13 protein-coding genes are annotated in these 16,656 nt (G+C 64.8%); 7 read left to right on the forward strand and 6 right to left on the reverse strand.

The window, feature by feature from the left end:
* Positions 1-76: 76 nt before the first annotated feature.
* Complete coding sequence (locus tag A0U87_RS20175) at positions 77-898, forward strand: universal stress protein (RefSeq protein ID WP_107917630.1); 822 nt, start codon at positions 77-79, stop codon at positions 896-898.
* Here A0U87_RS20175 and A0U87_RS20180 read toward each other — a convergent pair.
* The 3 genes from A0U87_RS20180 to A0U87_RS20190 all read right to left on the reverse strand — a co-directional run bounded on the left by A0U87_RS20180 (position 895) and on the right by A0U87_RS20190 (position 4,313).
* Positions 895-2,631, reverse strand: a complete 1,737-nt coding sequence (locus A0U87_RS20180; RefSeq protein WP_137405925.1) for an acyl-CoA dehydrogenase C-terminal domain-containing protein — start codon at positions 2,629-2,631, stop codon at positions 895-897. The genes A0U87_RS20175 and A0U87_RS20180 overlap by 4 nt on opposite strands.
* Positions 2,632-2,734: 103 nt before the next feature.
* Positions 2,735-3,328 (reverse strand): TetR/AcrR family transcriptional regulator, encoded by a 594-nt coding sequence (locus tag A0U87_RS20185; RefSeq protein ID WP_048938875.1) that lies wholly within the window; start codon positions 3,326-3,328, stop codon positions 2,735-2,737.
* 58 nt (positions 3,329-3,386) lie between these two features.
* Positions 3,387-4,313 carry a sugar kinase gene (locus tag A0U87_RS20190; protein WP_048938876.1) on the reverse strand — a complete coding sequence of 309 codons (927 nt, stop codon included), beginning with the start codon at positions 4,311-4,313 and terminating at the stop codon, positions 3,387-3,389.
* Between the two features lie 147 nt (positions 4,314-4,460).
* Between A0U87_RS20190 and A0U87_RS20195 the strand changes: the two genes are divergently transcribed.
* On the forward strand, positions 4,461-6,422 hold the full coding sequence (locus A0U87_RS20195) for a PAS domain-containing sensor histidine kinase (RefSeq protein ID WP_048938877.1): 1,962 nt from the start codon (positions 4,461-4,463) through the stop codon (positions 6,420-6,422).
* 120 nt (positions 6,423-6,542) lie between these two features.
* Positions 6,543-7,427, forward strand: a complete 885-nt coding sequence (locus A0U87_RS20200) for an alpha/beta hydrolase (RefSeq protein WP_048938878.1) — start codon at positions 6,543-6,545, stop codon at positions 7,425-7,427.
* Between the two features lie 153 nt (positions 7,428-7,580).
* Here A0U87_RS20200 and A0U87_RS20205 read toward each other — a convergent pair whose 3' ends face one another.
* Complete coding sequence (locus A0U87_RS20205) at positions 7,581-8,510, reverse strand: nitronate monooxygenase family protein (RefSeq protein ID WP_048938879.1); 930 nt, start codon at positions 8,508-8,510, stop codon at positions 7,581-7,583.
* A 138-nt stretch (positions 8,511-8,648) separates the two neighbouring features.
* Between A0U87_RS20205 and A0U87_RS20210 the strand changes: the two genes are divergently transcribed.
* Entirely contained in the window at positions 8,649-9,704 is a 1,056-nt protein-coding gene (locus A0U87_RS20210) for a hypothetical protein (RefSeq protein WP_048938880.1), read from the forward strand.
* A gap of 71 nt (positions 9,705-9,775) precedes the next feature.
* On the opposite strand, the gene phaZ is transcribed toward A0U87_RS20210, so the two are convergent.
* Complete coding sequence (phaZ, locus tag A0U87_RS20215; RefSeq protein WP_038292992.1) at positions 9,776-10,999, reverse strand: polyhydroxyalkanoate depolymerase; 1,224 nt, start codon at positions 10,997-10,999, stop codon at positions 9,776-9,778.
* 183 nt (positions 11,000-11,182) lie between these two features.
* Here phaZ and A0U87_RS20220 point away from each other — a divergent pair, with 183 nt between their 5' ends.
* Complete coding sequence (locus A0U87_RS20220) at positions 11,183-11,839, forward strand: glutathione S-transferase (protein WP_004207782.1); 657 nt, start codon at positions 11,183-11,185, stop codon at positions 11,837-11,839.
* A gap of 43 nt (positions 11,840-11,882) precedes the next feature.
* Positions 11,883-13,550 (forward strand): M28 family metallopeptidase, encoded by a 1,668-nt coding sequence (locus A0U87_RS20225; protein WP_017502405.1) that lies wholly within the window; start codon positions 11,883-11,885, stop codon positions 13,548-13,550.
* Positions 13,551-13,667: 117 nt separating this feature from the next.
* On the opposite strand, the gene A0U87_RS20230 is transcribed toward A0U87_RS20225, so the two are convergent.
* Positions 13,668-15,026 carry a glycoside hydrolase family 27 protein gene (locus tag A0U87_RS20230; RefSeq protein WP_048938881.1) on the reverse strand — a complete coding sequence of 453 codons (1,359 nt, stop codon included), beginning with the start codon at positions 15,024-15,026 and terminating at the stop codon, positions 13,668-13,670.
* Between the two features lie 469 nt (positions 15,027-15,495).
* Here A0U87_RS20230 and A0U87_RS20235 point away from each other — a divergent pair.
* Positions 15,496-16,637, forward strand: a protein-coding gene (locus A0U87_RS20235) for an IS3 family transposase (RefSeq protein ID WP_107917550.1) whose coding sequence is annotated in 2 segments (ribosomal slippage) — positions 15,496-15,730 and positions 15,730-16,637 — 1,143 coding nt in all. Because the reading frame shifts where the segments join, the coding sequence is not laid out codon by codon here.
* The last annotated feature ends 19 nt before the right edge of the window (positions 16,638-16,656 follow it).

Below are 16,656 nucleotides of genomic sequence, written 5' to 3' on the forward strand. Positions count from 1 at the left end.
GGTGGTTGGGCGGGGGCGCGGGCTGGAACCGGCTTTCTCAAACGGGCGCTTAGCTACCACCTGACCAGACAGGGAGATGTTCGTGCCGCCAACCATCCTCATCGCCACCGATCTGACCGCCCGCAGCGACCGGGCCTTTGACCGGGCCGTCGAACTGGCGACCGATCTGGGCGGCACGCTGCTCGTCGCCCATGCGCTGGACAAGGGCGATGCCGCCCATGTCGCCCGCGCCTCCGATCGCGCCAAACGGGTCATCGCCAAGCTGACCGAGGGCGTCGCCGCGCCGGTCGAACCGGTGCTGATCCAGGGCCGCGCGCCCGAAACCATCGCGGAACTGGGCAAGGAGCGGGGCAGCGCGGTGATCGTCGTCGGCCCGGCCCGCCACAATCATGTCGGCGACTTCATCCTGGGCACGGCGGTCGATTATCTGGTCCGGCGTTCGCCCGTGCCGGTGCTGGTGGTCAAGGAACGGCCGCGCCATCCCTATCGGCGCATCCTGATCGCCACCGACTTTTCCGACTGCTCGCTCCATGCCGTGCAGATGACCGCGATGCTGTTTCCCAAGGCGCGGCTCGATCTGGTCCATGTCTATGATGGCGGCTTCCCCTCCCGCCTCGATCCCGACCAGACCTTGGCCTTCGCCCGGTCGGAAGCGGAACGGGAAAGCGCCGAATTTGCCGCTCGTCCGGAACTGGCCGGCCAAGCCCGCCCGTTCCAGGTCGAACTGATCGAGGGTCGCGCCGGCGAGGTGCTGCCGACCCTGATCGCACAACGCGATATCGACCTGCTGGTGCTGGGCGCCCATGGTCGCAGCGGCTTCGTCCATGCACTGATCGGCAGCCGCGCCTCCGAATTGCTCGAAGGCGCGCCCTGCGACGTGTTGATGGTGCGCGATTAGAAGGCGTCGATCTCCAACGCCATGATCGACGCTTCACCGGCGGCGATCGTGGCGGCGAGGCCCTGCGCCTGCGGCAAAACGCGCAGCGCGAAATAGTCGGCCAGCTTCAGCTTCGCCTGATGCAGCGGGCTGTTGCCCTGCGCGGCCGCCTGCGCCATCCGGGTCCACATCCAGCCCATCGACACCAGCGCGAACAGGCGCAGATAATCGACAGCCGCCGCGCCGGCTGCATCCATGTCCGCGCCCTGCAGGGCCGCCGTCGCCGTGCGCAGCGCGTCGAGCGCCGTGCAGGTGCTGCGCGCGATCACGCTCCCACCGGCTGCTTCCACATCGGCCGCGATCAGGGCGAAATAGCCTTCGACCACCGCGCCGCCCGCCATCGGCAGCTTGCGCCCGACCAGGTCCGCCGCCTGCACGCCATTGGTGCCTTCATAAATCTGGGCGATGCGCGCATCGCGCACATATTGTTCCATGCCCCATTCGCGGATGTAGCCATGGCCGCCAAAGACCTGCTGCGCCTGCACCGCGCTTTCGAACCCGAAATCGGTGAAGGATGACTTCACCACCGGCGTCAGCAGCGCCACCAGCGCGTCGGACCTGGCGCGCTCGCAGGCGTCGGCGTGGTGCTGCGATCGGTCATGCTGCAGCGCGGTCCAGCCCGCCAGCGCGCGCCCGGCCTCCACGAAACTGCGGATATTGAGCAGCATCCGGCGAACATCGGCATGTTCGATGATCGCCACCGGCGCGCGCTGATTGTCCGCACTGCGACCCTGCAGCCGTTCCTTGGCATAGCCCGCCGCCTGCTGATAGGCAGCGCCGGCAATGCCAAGCCCTTGGATGCCGACCATCAACCGCTCGGCATTCATCATCGTGAACATGGCGGCCAGGCCGCGATGCGCCTCACCCACCAGCCAGCCGGTCGCGCCGTCATAATTCATGACGCAGGTCGGCTGGGCATGGATGCCCATCTTCTTCTCCAGCGCGCCGACCGACATGCTGTTGCGCTGGTCGAAGGCACCGTCCGCGCCGGGCAGGAATTTGGGCACCAGGAACAGGCTGATCCCCTTCACCCCCGCCGGCGCATCGGGCAGGCGCGCGAGCACCAGATGGACGATATTACCGCCGAAATCATGGTCGCCCGACGAGATGAAGATCTTCGTGCCGGTCACCGCATAGCGGCCATCGCCTTGCGGCTCGGCCTTGGTCTTCAGCAGGGCAAGGTCGGTGCCCGCACTGCTTTCGGTCAACGCCATCGCGCCGGTCCATTCGCCGCTCACCATGCGCGACAAATAGGTCGCCTTAAGTTCCTCGCTGGCATGGGCGGCGATCGCCTCGCAAGCGCCACGGGTCAGGCCGGGGAACAGGCCAAAGGACAGGTTCGCGGCCGACAGCATCTCGTCCAGCCACAGCTGCAGGATGAAGGGCAGCCCCTGCCCGCCATGGTCGGGATCGGCCGACAGCGCCGCCCAGCCGGCATCGGCAAAGTCGCGATAGGCCTGGGCAAAGCCGGGCGGCGTCCGCACCGCGCCGTCGATCAACTGGCTGCCATGCTCGTCGCCTTCGCGGTTGAGCGGCGCCAGGCGCTCGGCGCACATGCGCCCGGCCTCGTCCAGCACGGTCACGGCCAGGTCGGCGTCGACATCCTTGTTCAGCTCCGCCATCGCCTGGTCGAAGCCCAGCACCTCGCTCAGCAGGAAGCGATAATCGTCGATCGGCGGAACATAGCTGTACATCGAACCTCTCCAAATTTGCTGCGGATCAGCTATACCAAACATCTGTTACAGTCAAACGCGCACGGCATCCTTGCCGCTGCGACGCACACCGTTGACGCCCAGACTATAACCGATCGTGGCGAAAAATGGCGACGATCTGCGCGGCGATCTGCGGCCGCGTCAGCCGGCCATCACGATACCAGTCGGCCGCAGAATTGAGCTGGCTGAGCAGCAACGTGCGATAGAGCGAACGGTCGATGTCGGCCGGCAGCGGCAGCGCCGCCACCAGATCCCGGAACAATTGCTCGAACCGGTCGCGGCGCGCCACAAGCTGGTCGCGCACGCCATCCGGCACCGCGCGAAAATCATTCATCATCGGCATGGTCAGCGAATCCGCCGCCAACTGAATATCCAGCAGGCTGGCGCAAGCCGCCTCCAGCCGCGCCCAGGGATCGGCCTGCGTCGCGACCGCCGCCGCGATCCGCGCCTCGGCCGCATCCAGCGCGCCATTATGCAGTTCGACGAACAGCGCGTCCTTCGACTTAATATGGTGGTAGAGCGATCCGCCCAGCACCCCGGCCTGCTCGCCAATGTCGCGCATCGACGTGCCGCGATAGCCCTTGCGCGCAAAAAGCTGCGCGGCGATTTCCAATATCTGGCGGCGGCGGCCCGATCCTTCGTCGCGCCCGCCCGCCGATGCGGCATCCCCGATCGTCATGTCAGCGCGCTAGCACAGGGCGGGACCACAGGCCACGCCCCGTGCGATCGCTCCCGGCTCAGGCCGGCACCTTCTGGCCATAGGGCGCATCGGCGTCGCGCGCCGGGATCGCACCGCGCCGACCGATATTCCAGCCGGCCAGACGGTGCCCGGCCAATGCCGCCTCTGCCGGCTCCGCGCCGGCCAGCCGCGCATGCAGATAGCCGCCGTTAAAGGCATCGCCCGCGCCGCTCGAATCCACGACATCGACCCGCGCCGGCGGCGGCACGAGCGCGCCACCGACCAGACAGCCTTCGGCGCCCAGCTTGACCACGATCTCGCGCCCATCACCCGCGCCCCAGCGGGCCGCGGCGTCGGCGGCATCATCCGCCTCGCCCATTTCGACCTCGTCCGCCAGAGTCGGCAACCCGATGTCGCACAGCGCGATCGCCCGGTCGCGCCACGCCCGCGCGGTCGCGGCGTCGCTCCACAGGCGCGGCCGGTAATTGCCGTCGAAGGCGATCCGGCCGCCCCGTGCCTTCACCCGTTCGCACAGCGCCAGCAACGCCTCGCGGCCGGCATCGGGCAGGATCGCAAGCGTGATCAGCGAAAAATAGAGCAGGTCCGACTGGGCGGCGGCATCAACCATCGCGCCGCTTTCGGGCAGGTCGAACATCGCCCGCGCCGCGGCCTCGCCGCGCCAATAATGGAAGCTGCGCTCGCCGGTCTCATCCGTCTCGATCGCATAGAGGCCGGTGGTCCGGCCGGGTGTGCCGATCAGCAGGCCGGTATCGACGCCTTCCGCTTCCCAAGCCTTGCGCAAATCCTCGCTCATCGGATCGGCGCCGATCGCGCTGGCAAAGCGCACCTTGTCCCCGGCCCGCGCCAGGTGGATCGCGGTGTTGATGACATCGCCACCATAGCGCAGGTTCCAGCCATCGCCGCTGCCCCGGCTCAGTTCCAGCATTGCCTCGCCGATGACGGTGATAGTCGCGTCGCTTGCCATGTGATCCTCTCTGATTGAAGCAGCGTCGTGCGGGGCCTGCCCCATGAAGTCAAGCCGTTGCGATCCCGTCCCATATGGCGGAACAGATTGCATCGTGCCGCGTTTGCCATAGGCAAAGATACAGGATCGAAAATGTCAGGGGCGGAAATGGGGACGACAGAGACAGGCCAGCCGGTCAACCGGTTCGAATTGCTGGTCCAGAGCGTCACCGACTATGCGATCTTCATGCTCGATCCGGCCGGCTTCGTCGTCAGCTGGAATAGCGGGGCGCAGCGCATCAAGGGGTACAGCGCCGACGAGATTATCGGCCAGCACTTTTCCGCTTTCTATACGGAGGAGGACCGCGCCGCCCATGTGCCCGCCGCCGTACTGCGCACCGCCGAGGTCGAAGGGCGGTTCGAGGCGGAAGGGTGGCGCCTGCGCAAGGATGGCACCCGCTTCTGGGCCAATGTGGTGATCGATCCGATCCGCGACCCCGCCGGCCATCTGCTCGGCTTTGCCAAAGTCACCCGCGACCTGACCGAACGCCGCGCCGCGCAGGAGGAACTGCGCCGCAGCGAGGAACGCTTCCGCCTGCTGGTGCAGAGCGTCACCGACTATGCCATCTACATGATCGATCCGGTCGGCACGATCACCAGCTGGAATAGCGGTGCCGAACGGTTCAAGGGCTATAGCGCCGAAGAGATTATGGGCCAGAATTTCGCCCGCTTCTATTCGGAGGAAGACCGCATGGCCGGCCTCCCCTCCCGTGCGCTCGATACCGCCCAACGCGAAGGCCGGTTCGAGGCGGAGGGCTGGCGCATCCGCAAGGATGGCACCCGTTTCTGGGCCAGCGTCGTGATCGATCCGATCCGCGATCCGGCCGGCGAACTGCTGGGCTTCGCCAAGATCACCCGCGATCTTACCGAACGGCGTCAGGCGGCCCAGGCGCTGGAGCAGGCGCGCGAGGCGATCTTCCAGAGCCAGAAAATGGACGCCATCGGCAAGCTGACCGGCGGTGTCGCCCATGATTTCAACAATCTTCTGGCCGTGATCGTCGGTAGCCTCGATCTCGCGCGGCAGCGTCTTGCGGCCGGTGCTGATATCAGCCGCTATCTTGACAATGCCATGACCGCCGCCGATCGCGGCGCCACCCTGACCCAGCGGATGCTCGCCTTTGCCCGCAAGCAGGAACTCAAGCTGGAACAGGTCGACTGCATCGGCCTGATACATGGCATGGCCGATCTGCTCAAGACCACCATCGGCAGCAGCGTCGCGATCGAGACGCGCTTCCCGCTGTCGCTGCGCCCGGCCCATGCCGACCCGGCCCAACTGGAACTGGCGCTGATCAATCTGGCGGTCAATGCGCGCGACGCCATGCCCGACGGGGGCCGCCTGTTGATCGAGGGCAGCGAGATTACGCTGGCGCTGGGCGACCAGCCCGATCTCGCAGCGGGCAGCTTCATCCGCCTTACGGTCACGGACGAAGGCGAAGGCATGGATGAGGCGACGCTGGCCCGTGCCCGCGAACCCTTCTTCACCACCAAGGGGGTGGGCAAGGGCACCGGCCTTGGCCTGTCGATGATCCACGGCTTCACCCAGCAATGCGGCGGCGCGATGACCATCGCCAGCCAGCCCGGCAAGGGGACCAGCGTGTCCATCTGGCTACCCGTCGCCCTGACCGACGCCAGCAACGAGCGGGCGGCCGTCCCGTGCGAACCGGACGAGCTGGAAACCGAACCGCTGGTCATCCTGGCGGTCGATGATGATGATCTGGTGCTGACCAATACCGCCGGCATGCTGGAAACGATGGGCCATACCGTGTTCCAGGCCGGATCGGGACGGGAAGCGCTGCACATGCTGGAGCAGGGTCGCATCGATCTGGTCGTCACCGATCATGCCATGCCCGGCATGACCGGCGCGCAACTGGCCGACGCGATCGAGCAGGCCTATCCCGACCTGCCCGTGCTCATCATCACCGGCTATGCCGAACTGCCCGCCGATGCCAGCCGTCGCCTGCGCCTCGACAAGCCTTTCCGCCAGGCGGAACTGGCGATGATGGTCCACCGCATCCGCCACGACAGCGCTCTCCGCCGACTGGTTCCCATCGGCACCGATAGCCATCCCTGAAGTCATCCCCGACAATATGTGACAGAATTTCACATATTTTCTTGGCCTTATGTCTTGCCATCGTCATGCGCATGGCCGATGGCGATTGCATCCTGACCGCCAGCAACTCCACAGGATCGCATGAACAAAGCCACGCATCCGACGCCGACATCGCATTTCTTCACATCCCTGCGGACGCGGCTTCACTATCTCGACTGGGGCAATCCGTCGGCGCCGCCGCTGATCCTGGTCCATGGCGGTTTCGACCATGCACGCAGCTGGGACTGGACCGCGCGTTCGCTCGCCCGCGACTATCATGTCATCTGCCCCGACCTGCGTGGTCATGGCGACAGCGGCTGGTCGTCGGACGGCTCCTACATGATGGCCAATTATGTCTATGACCTGGCCCAGCTGGTCGAATTGCTCGATCGCCGGCCGGTCACCATCGTCGGCCATTCGCTGGGCGGATCGATCAGCCTGCGTTATACCGGCCTATACCCCGAAAGCGTCGCGCGCGTGGTCGCGATCGAGGGGCTGGGCCTGTCGCCCGACCGCATCGCCGAACAGGCAAAACGCAGTACCGAAGAGACATGGAAGGGCTGGATCGACACCCGTCGCACCAATGCCCGCCGCTCGCCGCGCCATTATGCCACGATCGAGGCCGCAGTCGCCCGCATGCGCGAACGCAACGACCATCTGTCGGTCGAACAGGCGCTGCACCTCACCCTCCACGGCGTGAACCGCAACGAGGATGGCAGCTATAGCTGGAAGTTCGATCCCTATCTGCACGGCGCCGCCCCCCAGGCCGGCACAGACGAAAATCTGCCCGACTTCTGGCGCCGCATCACCTGCCCGACGCTGCTGTGCCTCGGCCTCGACAGTTGGGCGTCAAACCCGGTCAAGGATGGCCGCATCGCCCATTTCCAGCAGGCCCGGCTGGTGGAATTTCCCCATGCCGGCCACTGGCTGCATCACGACCAGTTCGAGATGTTCGTCAAGGAACTGCGCGTCTTCCTGGCGGAATGAGGTACGGCCTCAGGGCCTGTTTGGAAAACGCGCAAGAGCGCATTTTCGATGCGGCACCAGCCCGCACCCCCACCCGACCGCCCATCAGGATACCATGTCTGGGCGGTCGGGTGGGGGTGCGGATGCGCCGGAAGCGCATGCCCAGACAAGCCCTCAGGCAATGAAGCCTGAAACCGCCGCCTGATATTCCGCCTTCAGCTGGGCGATGAAGGCGCCCGCCGGCTGCACCGCCTTGATCGCGCCAATGCCCTGGCCCGCGCCCCACACGTCGCGCCACGCCTTCTTGTCGCCGGCCAGGCTGGCGAAATCCATGTCGGCCGCCTTGGGCAGCTTGTCCGGGTCCAGCCCCGACGCGACGATGCTGGGGCGCAGATAATTGCCCAGCACCCCGGTGAAGACGTCGGAATAGACGATGTCGGCCGATGCGCTATCGACGATCATGTCCTTGTAGGCGTCGAGCGCGTTCGCCTCGGTCGTGGCGATGAAGGGCGACCCCATATAGCCAAGGTCCGCGCCCATCATCCGCGCCGCCGCGATCGACCGACCGGTCGCGATCGCGCCCGACAGCGCCAGCGGCCCGTCGAACCATTCGCGGATTTCCTGGACCAGGGCAAAGGGCGACAGCGTGCCGGCATGCCCGCCCGCGCCCGCCGCCACCGCGATCAGGCCATCGGCGCCCTTTTCGATCGCCTTCCTGGCAAAGACATTGTTGATGACGTCGTGCAGCACGATGCCGCCATAGCTGTGGATCGCCTCATTCACCTTCTCCTGCGCGCCCAGCGAGGTGATGACGATCGGCACCTTATATTTGACGCACAGCGCCAGATCCTCTTCCAGCCGCGCATTGGTGCGGTGGACGATCAGATTGACGGCAAAGGGCGCATCCTGATCGGTCAGTTCCGCACCCAGTTGCTGCAACCAGGCCTCGAACGTGCCGGACGGGCGCGCATTGAGCGATGGAAAGGCGCCGACGATGCCGGCACGGCACTGAGCGATCACCAGTTCCGGCTGCGAGATGATGAACATCGGCGACCCGATCAGCGGCAGGGACAAACGGCCTTGAAGCGAAGCCGGCAGGGTCATGATCGGGGTCTCTCCTTTATCTGTCCGAACCGCGCTATCATCGCTCCGCGCCCGGAAAAAGGCCAAAATCAACCGTATTGCTCAAGCAATACAGTGATGCTATGATCCCGATCCAGGCCCGACAAGGAGTGCCCCAGAATGTATAGCGAGAGCGATCTGCAAGATGCCGTAGCGGCCGGCGCGCTGACGCCCGCCAGCGCCCAGGCGCTGCGCGACCATGTCGCCCGGCTACGCGCCAGTTCGGTGGACGAGGAACATTTTCGCCTGCTGACCGGCTTCAACGATATTTTCGTCGCCATCGCCTCGGTGATCCTGCTGGTCGCGGTCGCGGGACTCGGAAACGAGGTTCACCTCGGCATCACCACCCCGCACCAGCCCTCCTTCGTGTCCGGCCTGTTCGTCGCTGGCACCGCCTGGGGCCTGGCTGAATATTTCACGCGACGCCTGCGCATGGCGCTGCCTTCGATCCTGCTGCTGCTCGCCTTTGTCGGCGGCATCGCCTTCACCGCAGCGCTGCTGATCGGACCGATGATCCCCGACGCGCAGAATGACGGCGCGGGCCTGGTCGCCTCGCTCGCCGGCCTCAGCGCCGCCATCGCCGCCTGGTTCCACTGGCGCCGCTTCATGGTGCCGATCACCGTCGCCGCCGGTGCTGCCGGCGCGGCCGCGATCGTTGGCGGCCTTGCCATGTGGCTGATCCCGTTCAGCCACACCCTGCCCTTCATCCTGCTTCTGATCGCCGGCCTTGCCATCTTCACCCTCGCCATGCGCTGGGACATGAGCGATCCGGGCCGCACCAGCCGCCGCTCCGACGTCGCCTTCTGGCTGCACCTGACCGCCGCACCGATGATCGCCCATTCGCTGTTCCAGTTGCTGGGCATCACCCATGGGCTGGTCGATGCGGGACAGGCCTTCCTGGTGATCCTGCTCTATCTCGCCTTCGGCCTGGTGGCGCTGGCGATCGACCGTCGCGCACTGCTGGTCTCCAGCCTCGCCTACGTCCTCTATGCGCTCTACAGCCTGTTCCAGAAGGTCGGCGCGGTCGAACTGTCCGCCGCGCTCACCGCGCTGGTGATCGGCGGCACGCTGCTGCTGCTCTCGGCCTTCTGGCACCGTGCCCGCGCCACGATCGTCACCGGCCTGCCGCCGGCGCTCGCCAGCCGCCTGCCCTATCTCAATCGCGCAGCCGCCTGATCAACCCAACGAAAAGGGGCCGCTTCGTCCACAGGAAGCGGCCCCTTTTTTCACATCCATTCCCGGTGATGTCAGTTCATCGCCAGGATCATGTTGCGCACCTGGGGATAGACCTGCTTTTCCCATTTGCTGCCGGAAAAGACGCCATAATGGCCAACGCCCGGCTGCAGATGATGGCGCTTCAGATGCGGCCGCAGACCGGTGCAAAGGCCATGGGCCGCCGACGTCTGGCCAACCGCGCAGACATCGTCCTTTTCGCCCTCGACCGTCAGCAGCGCCGTCTTGCGGATCGCGCCGGGGTTCACCGCCCGGCCATGGACCGTCAATTCCCCCTTGGCCAGCAACATGCGCTGGAACACCATGTCCACCGTTTCCAGGTAGAATTCCTTGGTCATGTCGAGGACCGCGAAATATTCCTGGTAGAAAGTCTTGATCTTGTCGGCCTCGATCGTCTTGCCGTCGGCCAGCAACTGATACAGTTCGCGATGCTGCGACCCGTGTCGCTCCATGTTCATCGACATGAAGGCGGACAGTTGCAGGAAGCCGGGATAGACCTCGCGCCCGCGCCCGGCATATCGGAACGGCACGGTGGAGATCAGATTCTCCTCGAACCATTCGATCGGCTTCTCGTTCGCCAGTTCGTTGACCACCGTCGGCGCCGCGCGCGGATCGATCGGCCCGCCCATCAGGGTCATCGACTTGGGCGTCGCCGCATCCTCATCCTCGGACATCAGCGCCACGGCGGCCAGCGCCGGCACGCAGGGCTGGCACACCGACACCAGATGGGCGCCGGGGCCGATATCCTGCAGGAACTGGATCACATAATCGACATATTCGTCGAAACCGAAGCGCCCCGCTTCCATTGGCACATCGCGGGCATTCTTCCAGTCGGTGATATAGACGTCATGGTCCTGCAACAGCGTCGCCACCGTGCTGCGCAGCAGGGTTGCGAAATGCCCCGACATCGGCGCCACCACCAGCACCTTGGGCTGGGCGGTCTCGACATCGTCCTTCACGAAATGCAGCAGGTCGCCGAACGGCAGGTCGAGCACGATCTCCTCGCGCACCTCGACCTCGGCATTGCCGGTCTGGACGCGGTCAATGCCATAGGCGGGGCGCTTGTGGGTCATACGCGCGCCCTGGAACACGTCCATCAGCGCGAACATGCGGCGCGGCATCGGCCAGTCGGCGACCGGACCCATATGGTCGCGCATCGCCAGCGCCATCTGCGCCCCGAAGCGGGCCGGGGCCAGCATGTCTTCCATGGCCTGGTAACCGTCGTAAAGCATTCGCATATTACCAAAACAACCTTGTTCAACCTGGGGGAGACGACTCGGTTCTTCCCTTAAACGCTATACATGCTTTTCATGTTGCACTGCATCATGAATGATGGAAAATAACATTCGGCATGTCTGCCAGGGAACCGCCCCTGCGATTTTGCGTTTGGGGGCCGGGAACCGTGTATCGGGAGAGCATGGATGGCCGTCGCGGAACTCACTCTATCCAGCAAGAACTATTCCTCCTGGTCGCTGCGCGGCTGGCTCTTGTGCCGGCTCGCCGGGCTGAAGGTGGAGGAAAGGATCATCGCCATCGATGATCCGGAAAATCGCGCCGAACTGTTGCTCTTGTCGCCATCGGTGCTGGTGCCGCGCCTCACCCATGAAGGGGCGAGCGTCTGGGACACGCTCGCAATCGCGGAATATCTGCACGAACTCTATCCCCAGGTCGGCATGTATCCCGCCGAACGCATCATCCGCGCCCATTGCCGGTCGGTCTCGGGCGAAATTCATTCGGGCTTCGCCAATCTGCGCTCTGCCCTGCCGATGAACCTCAAGGTCCGCCATGACCGCTTCCCGATCTTCTCGGGTGCCAAGCCCGATATCGAGCGGATCGAGACGATCTGGACCGAATGCCTCGACGCCTATGGCGGCCCCTGGCTGTTCGGGGAAAAGCCGACCGTGGCCGACGCCATGTTCGCGCCGGTGGCACAGCGCTTCCTCACCTATGCCGTGCCACTCTCGCCCAGGTCGGCGGCCTATTGCGACACCATCAACGGCTGGCCGCTGATGCGCGAATGGATCGACGCCGCCCGCGCCGAACCCGATGATATCGAGGAACTGGATATCGAGTTCTGAAACGGCCCTTTCCCCCGCCCTGTGCGGGGGTTAAGGCACGGGGATGAAACACGCCCTCCCCCTCCTGGCCCTCGGCCTTGCCACCCTGTCCTTCCCCGCCAATGCCCAGACCGACCCGGCGAAAACCGATCCGGCCAAGCTGGAACAGTCGGTTCGCACCATGGCGTCCGACCTGTTCGAGGGCCGCGCGCCCGGCACCGTGGGGGAAGAGCGCACGATCGGCTATCTCGTCGCCCGCTTCGAGCAGCTGGGGCTGGAGCCGGGTGGCCCGGACGGCCAGTGGGTGCAGACCGTGCCGCTGCTCCACACCCGCCTTGGCCAGTCGGAAAGCCTGTCGGTCGCGCAAAATGGCGCCGCCACCCCCTGGACCTTCGGCAAGCAGGTTTATCTCTCCACCCTCCAGCCCAAGGACAAGGTCGCCGTCGCCAATGCGCCGATGGTCTTTGTCGGCTATGGCGTATCCGCTCCCGAACGCGGCTGGGACGATTTCAAAGGCGTGGACCTGAAAGGCAAGATCGCCGTCTTCCTGATCAACGACCCGGACTTTGAAGCCGCGAAGGGCGAAGACCCGTTCGGCAAGTTCGGCGGCAAGACCATGACCTATTATGGCCGCTGGACCTACAAGTTCGAGGAAGCCGCCCGCCACGGCGCGATCGGCGCGCTGATCGTCCATGACACGCCGGGCGCCGGCTATGGCTGGAACGTCGTCGTCAGCCCCGGCGGCGAGAATTACGACCTTGTCCGCCCGGCCGACAAGCTGACCAGCCTGCAGGTGCAGGGCTGGGTCGAGGGCGAGGCGGCAAAGGCCCTCTTCGCCGGCGCCGGTCAGGATCTGGCCGCGCTGCGCAAGCAGGCCCGCTCAGCGAAATTCAAGCCGGTCGAACTCAAGGGTGCCAGCTTCTCCGCCGCCTTCCCGGTCACCCAGGAAGTGGTCAAGAGCGCCAATGTCATCGCCCGCATCCCCGGCGCTAAGCGCCCGGACGAAACCGTCATGTATGGCGCCCATTGGGACGCCTATGGCAAGGGCGCGCCCGACGCGCAGGGCCGCATCTATCGTGCCGGCGCCAATGACGACGCGCTCGGCATGGCCGGCCTGTTCGAAATCGCCCGTATCTTCAAGGCCGGCCCCACCCCCGACCGCTCGATCGTCTTTGCCGCCTGGACGGCGGAGGAGCGCGGCCTGCTGGGATCGGAATTTTACGCCCAGAACCCGCTCTACCCGCTCGACAAGACGGTCGCGAACCTCACCATCGACGTGCTCCAGACCGCCGGCAAGGCCAAGGACGTGATCCTGATCGGCAAGGGCCAGAATGTGCTCGAGGACGATCTCGCCAAGTTCGCGGCCAAGCAGGGTCGCGTCATCACCCAGGAAAGCCTGCCCGAACGCGGCCTCTTCTACCGTGCCGACCATTTCTCCATGGCCAAGCGCGGCGTGCCCGTGCTGCTGATGATGGGCCTCGCCGGCGCATCCGACATGATCGATGGCGGCCGCGCCGCCGGCCAGGCCTGGATCGATGCCTATACCGGCAAATGCTATCACCAGGCCTGCGACGCGGTCGACGATACATGGAAGCTGGACGGCGCCGCGCAGGACGTGGACCTGATGTATGACATCGGCCGCGACCTCGCCTTTTCGGCCCGCTGGCCCGAATGGAAGGCCGGCTCGGAATTCAAGGCCATCCGCGACAAGAGCGCGGCGGTCCGGAAGTAATCCCCTTCTACTCCCCTCCCTTTCAAGGGAGGGGCCGGGGGTGGGTGCCTCCGCAGGAGGCTCACTTCGTTCGCCACCCACCCCTTGATCCCCTCCCTTGAAAGGGAGGGGAGATACTTATGCAGCACTCAACCGATACAGGCCCGCCCCATGCGGCGGCAGCGTCACCGATATCCGGTCCGCCTGCTGCCCCAGGGCCTGCCCGGCCCACAGGTCGCGCACCGCCACCGGAGCGTTCAGCCCCAGATCGCGCAGCCTGATCCAGACCTCGCGTGGCTTGTCGCTGACGTTGAACAAGGCGACATAGCGATCCGCGCTCCCTTCCGCCTTCGCCGACCAGATGCGCCCGCCATCCTCGATATAATGGGGCTGATTGTCGGTGCTCGCCTGATTAACCGCGATCACCTCCTTGTTGGTCAGCAGCGCCAACGTCGCCGCATCCAGATGCCGCAGATCGCCGCCCATGATCAGCGGCGACCGCGCGATCGCCCACAGGGTCATCAGCGTCCGCTGCTCGTCCGGGGTGAAGCGGGTGTCGCGTTCGCCCAGCGCCAGCCGTCCCAGCGGCAGCATGTCCGCATCCGGCCATGATCCCGGCCCGCGATAGGGCGTCCAATTCTCCAGCCGCGTAAACTGCGCCTCCAGCATCGCCCAGTCATCCCAGAAATCATCGGAAATGCGCCACATCTGCGCATATTTGCGGACATGATCGCCGCGCATCACCGGCGTCTCGCCGGGCGAGAGGCTCAGAATGATCGGCCGCCCGGTCGCAACGATCGCCTTGTGCGCCGCCTCGATCTCCGCCGCATGGGCATCATAGGGCCGGCTCATATCGTCCATCTTGACGAAATCGACGCCCCAGTCGGCATAGAGGCGGAAAATACTGTCATAATAGGCCTGCGCGCCCGGCCGCGTCATGTCGACGCCATACATGTCCGGGTTCCAGCTACAGATGCTCTTCCTGTCGGCAATGTCCGCCGCATGATATTTCGTCCCCAATATCGGCAGATTCTGTTCCACTGCCGCGCGCGGGATGCCGCGCATCACATGGATGCCGAATTTCATGCCGAGCGCATGCACATCCTTGGCAAGCTGGATGAAGCCCTTGCCGCCGGCGCTGGACGGGAAGCGATTGGGCGCCGGGATCATCCGGCCATAGCCGTCCATCGCCGGCCTGGGCTTGGCGTTGTAGGTATAGCTCGACGCCTCGGGCTCATACCACTGAATGTCCACGGTGAAGATGTCATAGCCGAAGGGCAGCAGCTTTTCCGCCATGATCCCCGCGGTCTCGCGCGCCTGCGCCTCGGTAATGGTGGTGGCAAAGCTGTTCCAGCTATTCCACCCCATCGGCGGACGCGGCGCCAGCACCGCTTTTCCCGCTTCCGCCGGAGCTGCCCCCGCCCGCACTGCGCCAGCAGCCGCAAGCCCCGCCACACCGCCCGCGAGCATATCGCGGCGGCTAGCCTTCCATGTCATCCTCATCATTTGTCGGAGTTAATAGGAAGGCGACAAAAATAGCAACAGCCGTTCGTTTCGAGCCTGTCGAGACATCCGGCTCCAAGCCGCCTGGACAAGTGCGCCACCCATCAAAAGACCAAGATGAGCGGCTAGCGGACACTTCCCTATTTCGTCATGCCAGCGAAGGCTGGCATCTCTCTGTTCTTCTCAGAACCCAGAAGGCAGTGAGATCCTCGAAGCGAGGCACGCGCCTCGCTTCGACTTCGCTGGATGACGGAGTTGGGTGGGTTGCGGAATGGCTGCTTACGATAGAGAACAGAGACAAGCTGACGCTTGGCACCAGGCGATAGGCGTTTTATGCCCTGCTCATGGCGCAGACCCAGCATAGCTTCGTAAACCGCAAGGAAGGCCCGATTTATGTATCGGTCTGAGTAGCCCCTAGATTTCTGGACGCCTTCTATCCTAATTTTGAGGACAGGAGACGACGATGGGGAAGCCCAATTTCAGCGATGAGTTCAAGCGTGATGCGGTGGCGCAGATCACCGAGCGAGGGTATCCGGTAGCGGAGGTATCTGAGCGGCTCGGCGTCAGTCAGCATTCGCTGTATGCTTGGAAGCGACAACTGGCGAAGGTGGTGTCTGGCGATGCCAGCAAGGATGTCGAGATCCGCCAGCTGAAGCGCGAGCTGGCCCGGGTGACCGAGGAGCGCGACATCCTAAAAAAAGCCACCGCGTATTTCGCCAGGGATGCAAAGTGAGATACGCATTTGTCGCCGAGCATCGTGACCAGTTCGGGGTTCGATCGATGTGTCGGTGTCTGCGCATCCAGCCCAGCGGTTTCTATGCTTGGCAGAAGAGCCCACTGAGCACGCGGGCCCAGGAAGATGCTCGGCAGACAGAGTTGATCCGGCAAGCCTGGAACGACAGCGGCAAGGTCTATGGCTACCGCAAGCTGCACGACGACCTGCTGGATCAGGGCGAGACCTGCTGCCCGAACCGCGTTGCCCGGCTGACCAGGCTGGCGGGTATCAAGGCGCAGGTCGGCTACAAGCGCCGACCGGGGAGCTATGGCGGCAAGCCGTCCCTGGCGGTCGACAACACTCTGGATCGCCAGTTCGACGTGGCCGCACCCGACAGGGCCTGGGTGACAGACATCACCTACATCCGGACCCTGGAGGGCTTTGCCTATCTGGCCGTCGTGATTGATCTCTATTCCCGCCGCGTGGTGGGTTGGTCAATGCAGAGCAGGCAGACCACCGATGCGGTGCTGCAGGCGCTGCACATGGCGGTATGGCGGCGCAAACCGAAGCAACGGGTGCTGATCCACTCGGATCAGGGCTCGCAGTTCACCAGCATGGACTGGGCGGCCTTCATCCGGGCTCACAATCTTGAGCATTCGATGAGCCGGCGCGGCAACTGCCATGACAACGCCGTCGCCGAGAGCTTCTTCTCCTCGCTCAAGCGTGAGCGCATTCGGCGCCGTACCTACAAAACACGCGATGAAGCCCGGCAGGATGTGTTCGATTACATCGAGATGTTCTACAACCCGGTGCGCAAGCAGATCAGGAACGGGATGCTGTCACCCAACCAGTTCGAACGGCAGCAGATTCTGAAAGCAGAAGGCGTCTAGAAAACTAGGGGCTACTCAG

It is taken from the genome of Sphingobium sp. MP9-4, from assembly GCF_005281675.1.
In the GTDB taxonomy this organism is placed as follows: domain Bacteria; phylum Pseudomonadota; class Alphaproteobacteria; order Sphingomonadales; family Sphingomonadaceae; genus Sphingobium; species Sphingobium yanoikuyae.

What these genes read in the sequence shown, in the direction of transcription:
- phaZ (WP_038292992.1), bottom strand. Translation starts at nt 10,999, where the DNA reads ATGCGAATGCTTTACGACGGTTACCAGGCCATGGAAGACATGCTGGCC.
- A0U87_RS20200 (WP_048938878.1), top strand. Translation starts at nt 6,543, where the DNA reads ATGAACAAAGCCACGCATCCGACGCCGACATCGCATTTCTTCACATCC.
- A0U87_RS20210 (WP_048938880.1), top strand. Translation starts at nt 8,649, where the DNA reads ATGTATAGCGAGAGCGATCTGCAAGATGCCGTAGCGGCCGGCGCGCTG.
- A0U87_RS20175 (WP_107917630.1), top strand. Translation starts at nt 77, where the DNA reads ATGTTCGTGCCGCCAACCATCCTCATCGCCACCGATCTGACCGCCCGC.
- A0U87_RS20230 (WP_048938881.1), bottom strand. Translation starts at nt 15,026, where the DNA reads ATGACATGGAAGGCTAGCCGCCGCGATATGCTCGCGGGCGGTGTGGCG.
- A0U87_RS20185 (WP_048938875.1), bottom strand. Translation starts at nt 3,328, where the DNA reads ATGACGATCGGGGATGCCGCATCGGCGGGCGGGCGCGACGAAGGATCG.
- A0U87_RS20225 (WP_017502405.1), top strand. Translation starts at nt 11,883, where the DNA reads ATGAAACACGCCCTCCCCCTCCTGGCCCTCGGCCTTGCCACCCTGTCC.
- A0U87_RS20205 (WP_048938879.1), bottom strand. Translation starts at nt 8,510, where the DNA reads ATGACCCTGCCGGCTTCGCTTCAAGGCCGTTTGTCCCTGCCGCTGATC.
- A0U87_RS20195 (WP_048938877.1), top strand. Translation starts at nt 4,461, where the DNA reads ATGGGGACGACAGAGACAGGCCAGCCGGTCAACCGGTTCGAATTGCTG.
- A0U87_RS20220 (WP_004207782.1), top strand. Translation starts at nt 11,183, where the DNA reads ATGGCCGTCGCGGAACTCACTCTATCCAGCAAGAACTATTCCTCCTGG.
- A0U87_RS20180 (WP_137405925.1), bottom strand. Translation starts at nt 2,631, where the DNA reads ATGTACAGCTATGTTCCGCCGATCGACGATTATCGCTTCCTGCTGAGC.
- A0U87_RS20190 (WP_048938876.1), bottom strand. Translation starts at nt 4,313, where the DNA reads ATGGCAAGCGACGCGACTATCACCGTCATCGGCGAGGCAATGCTGGAA.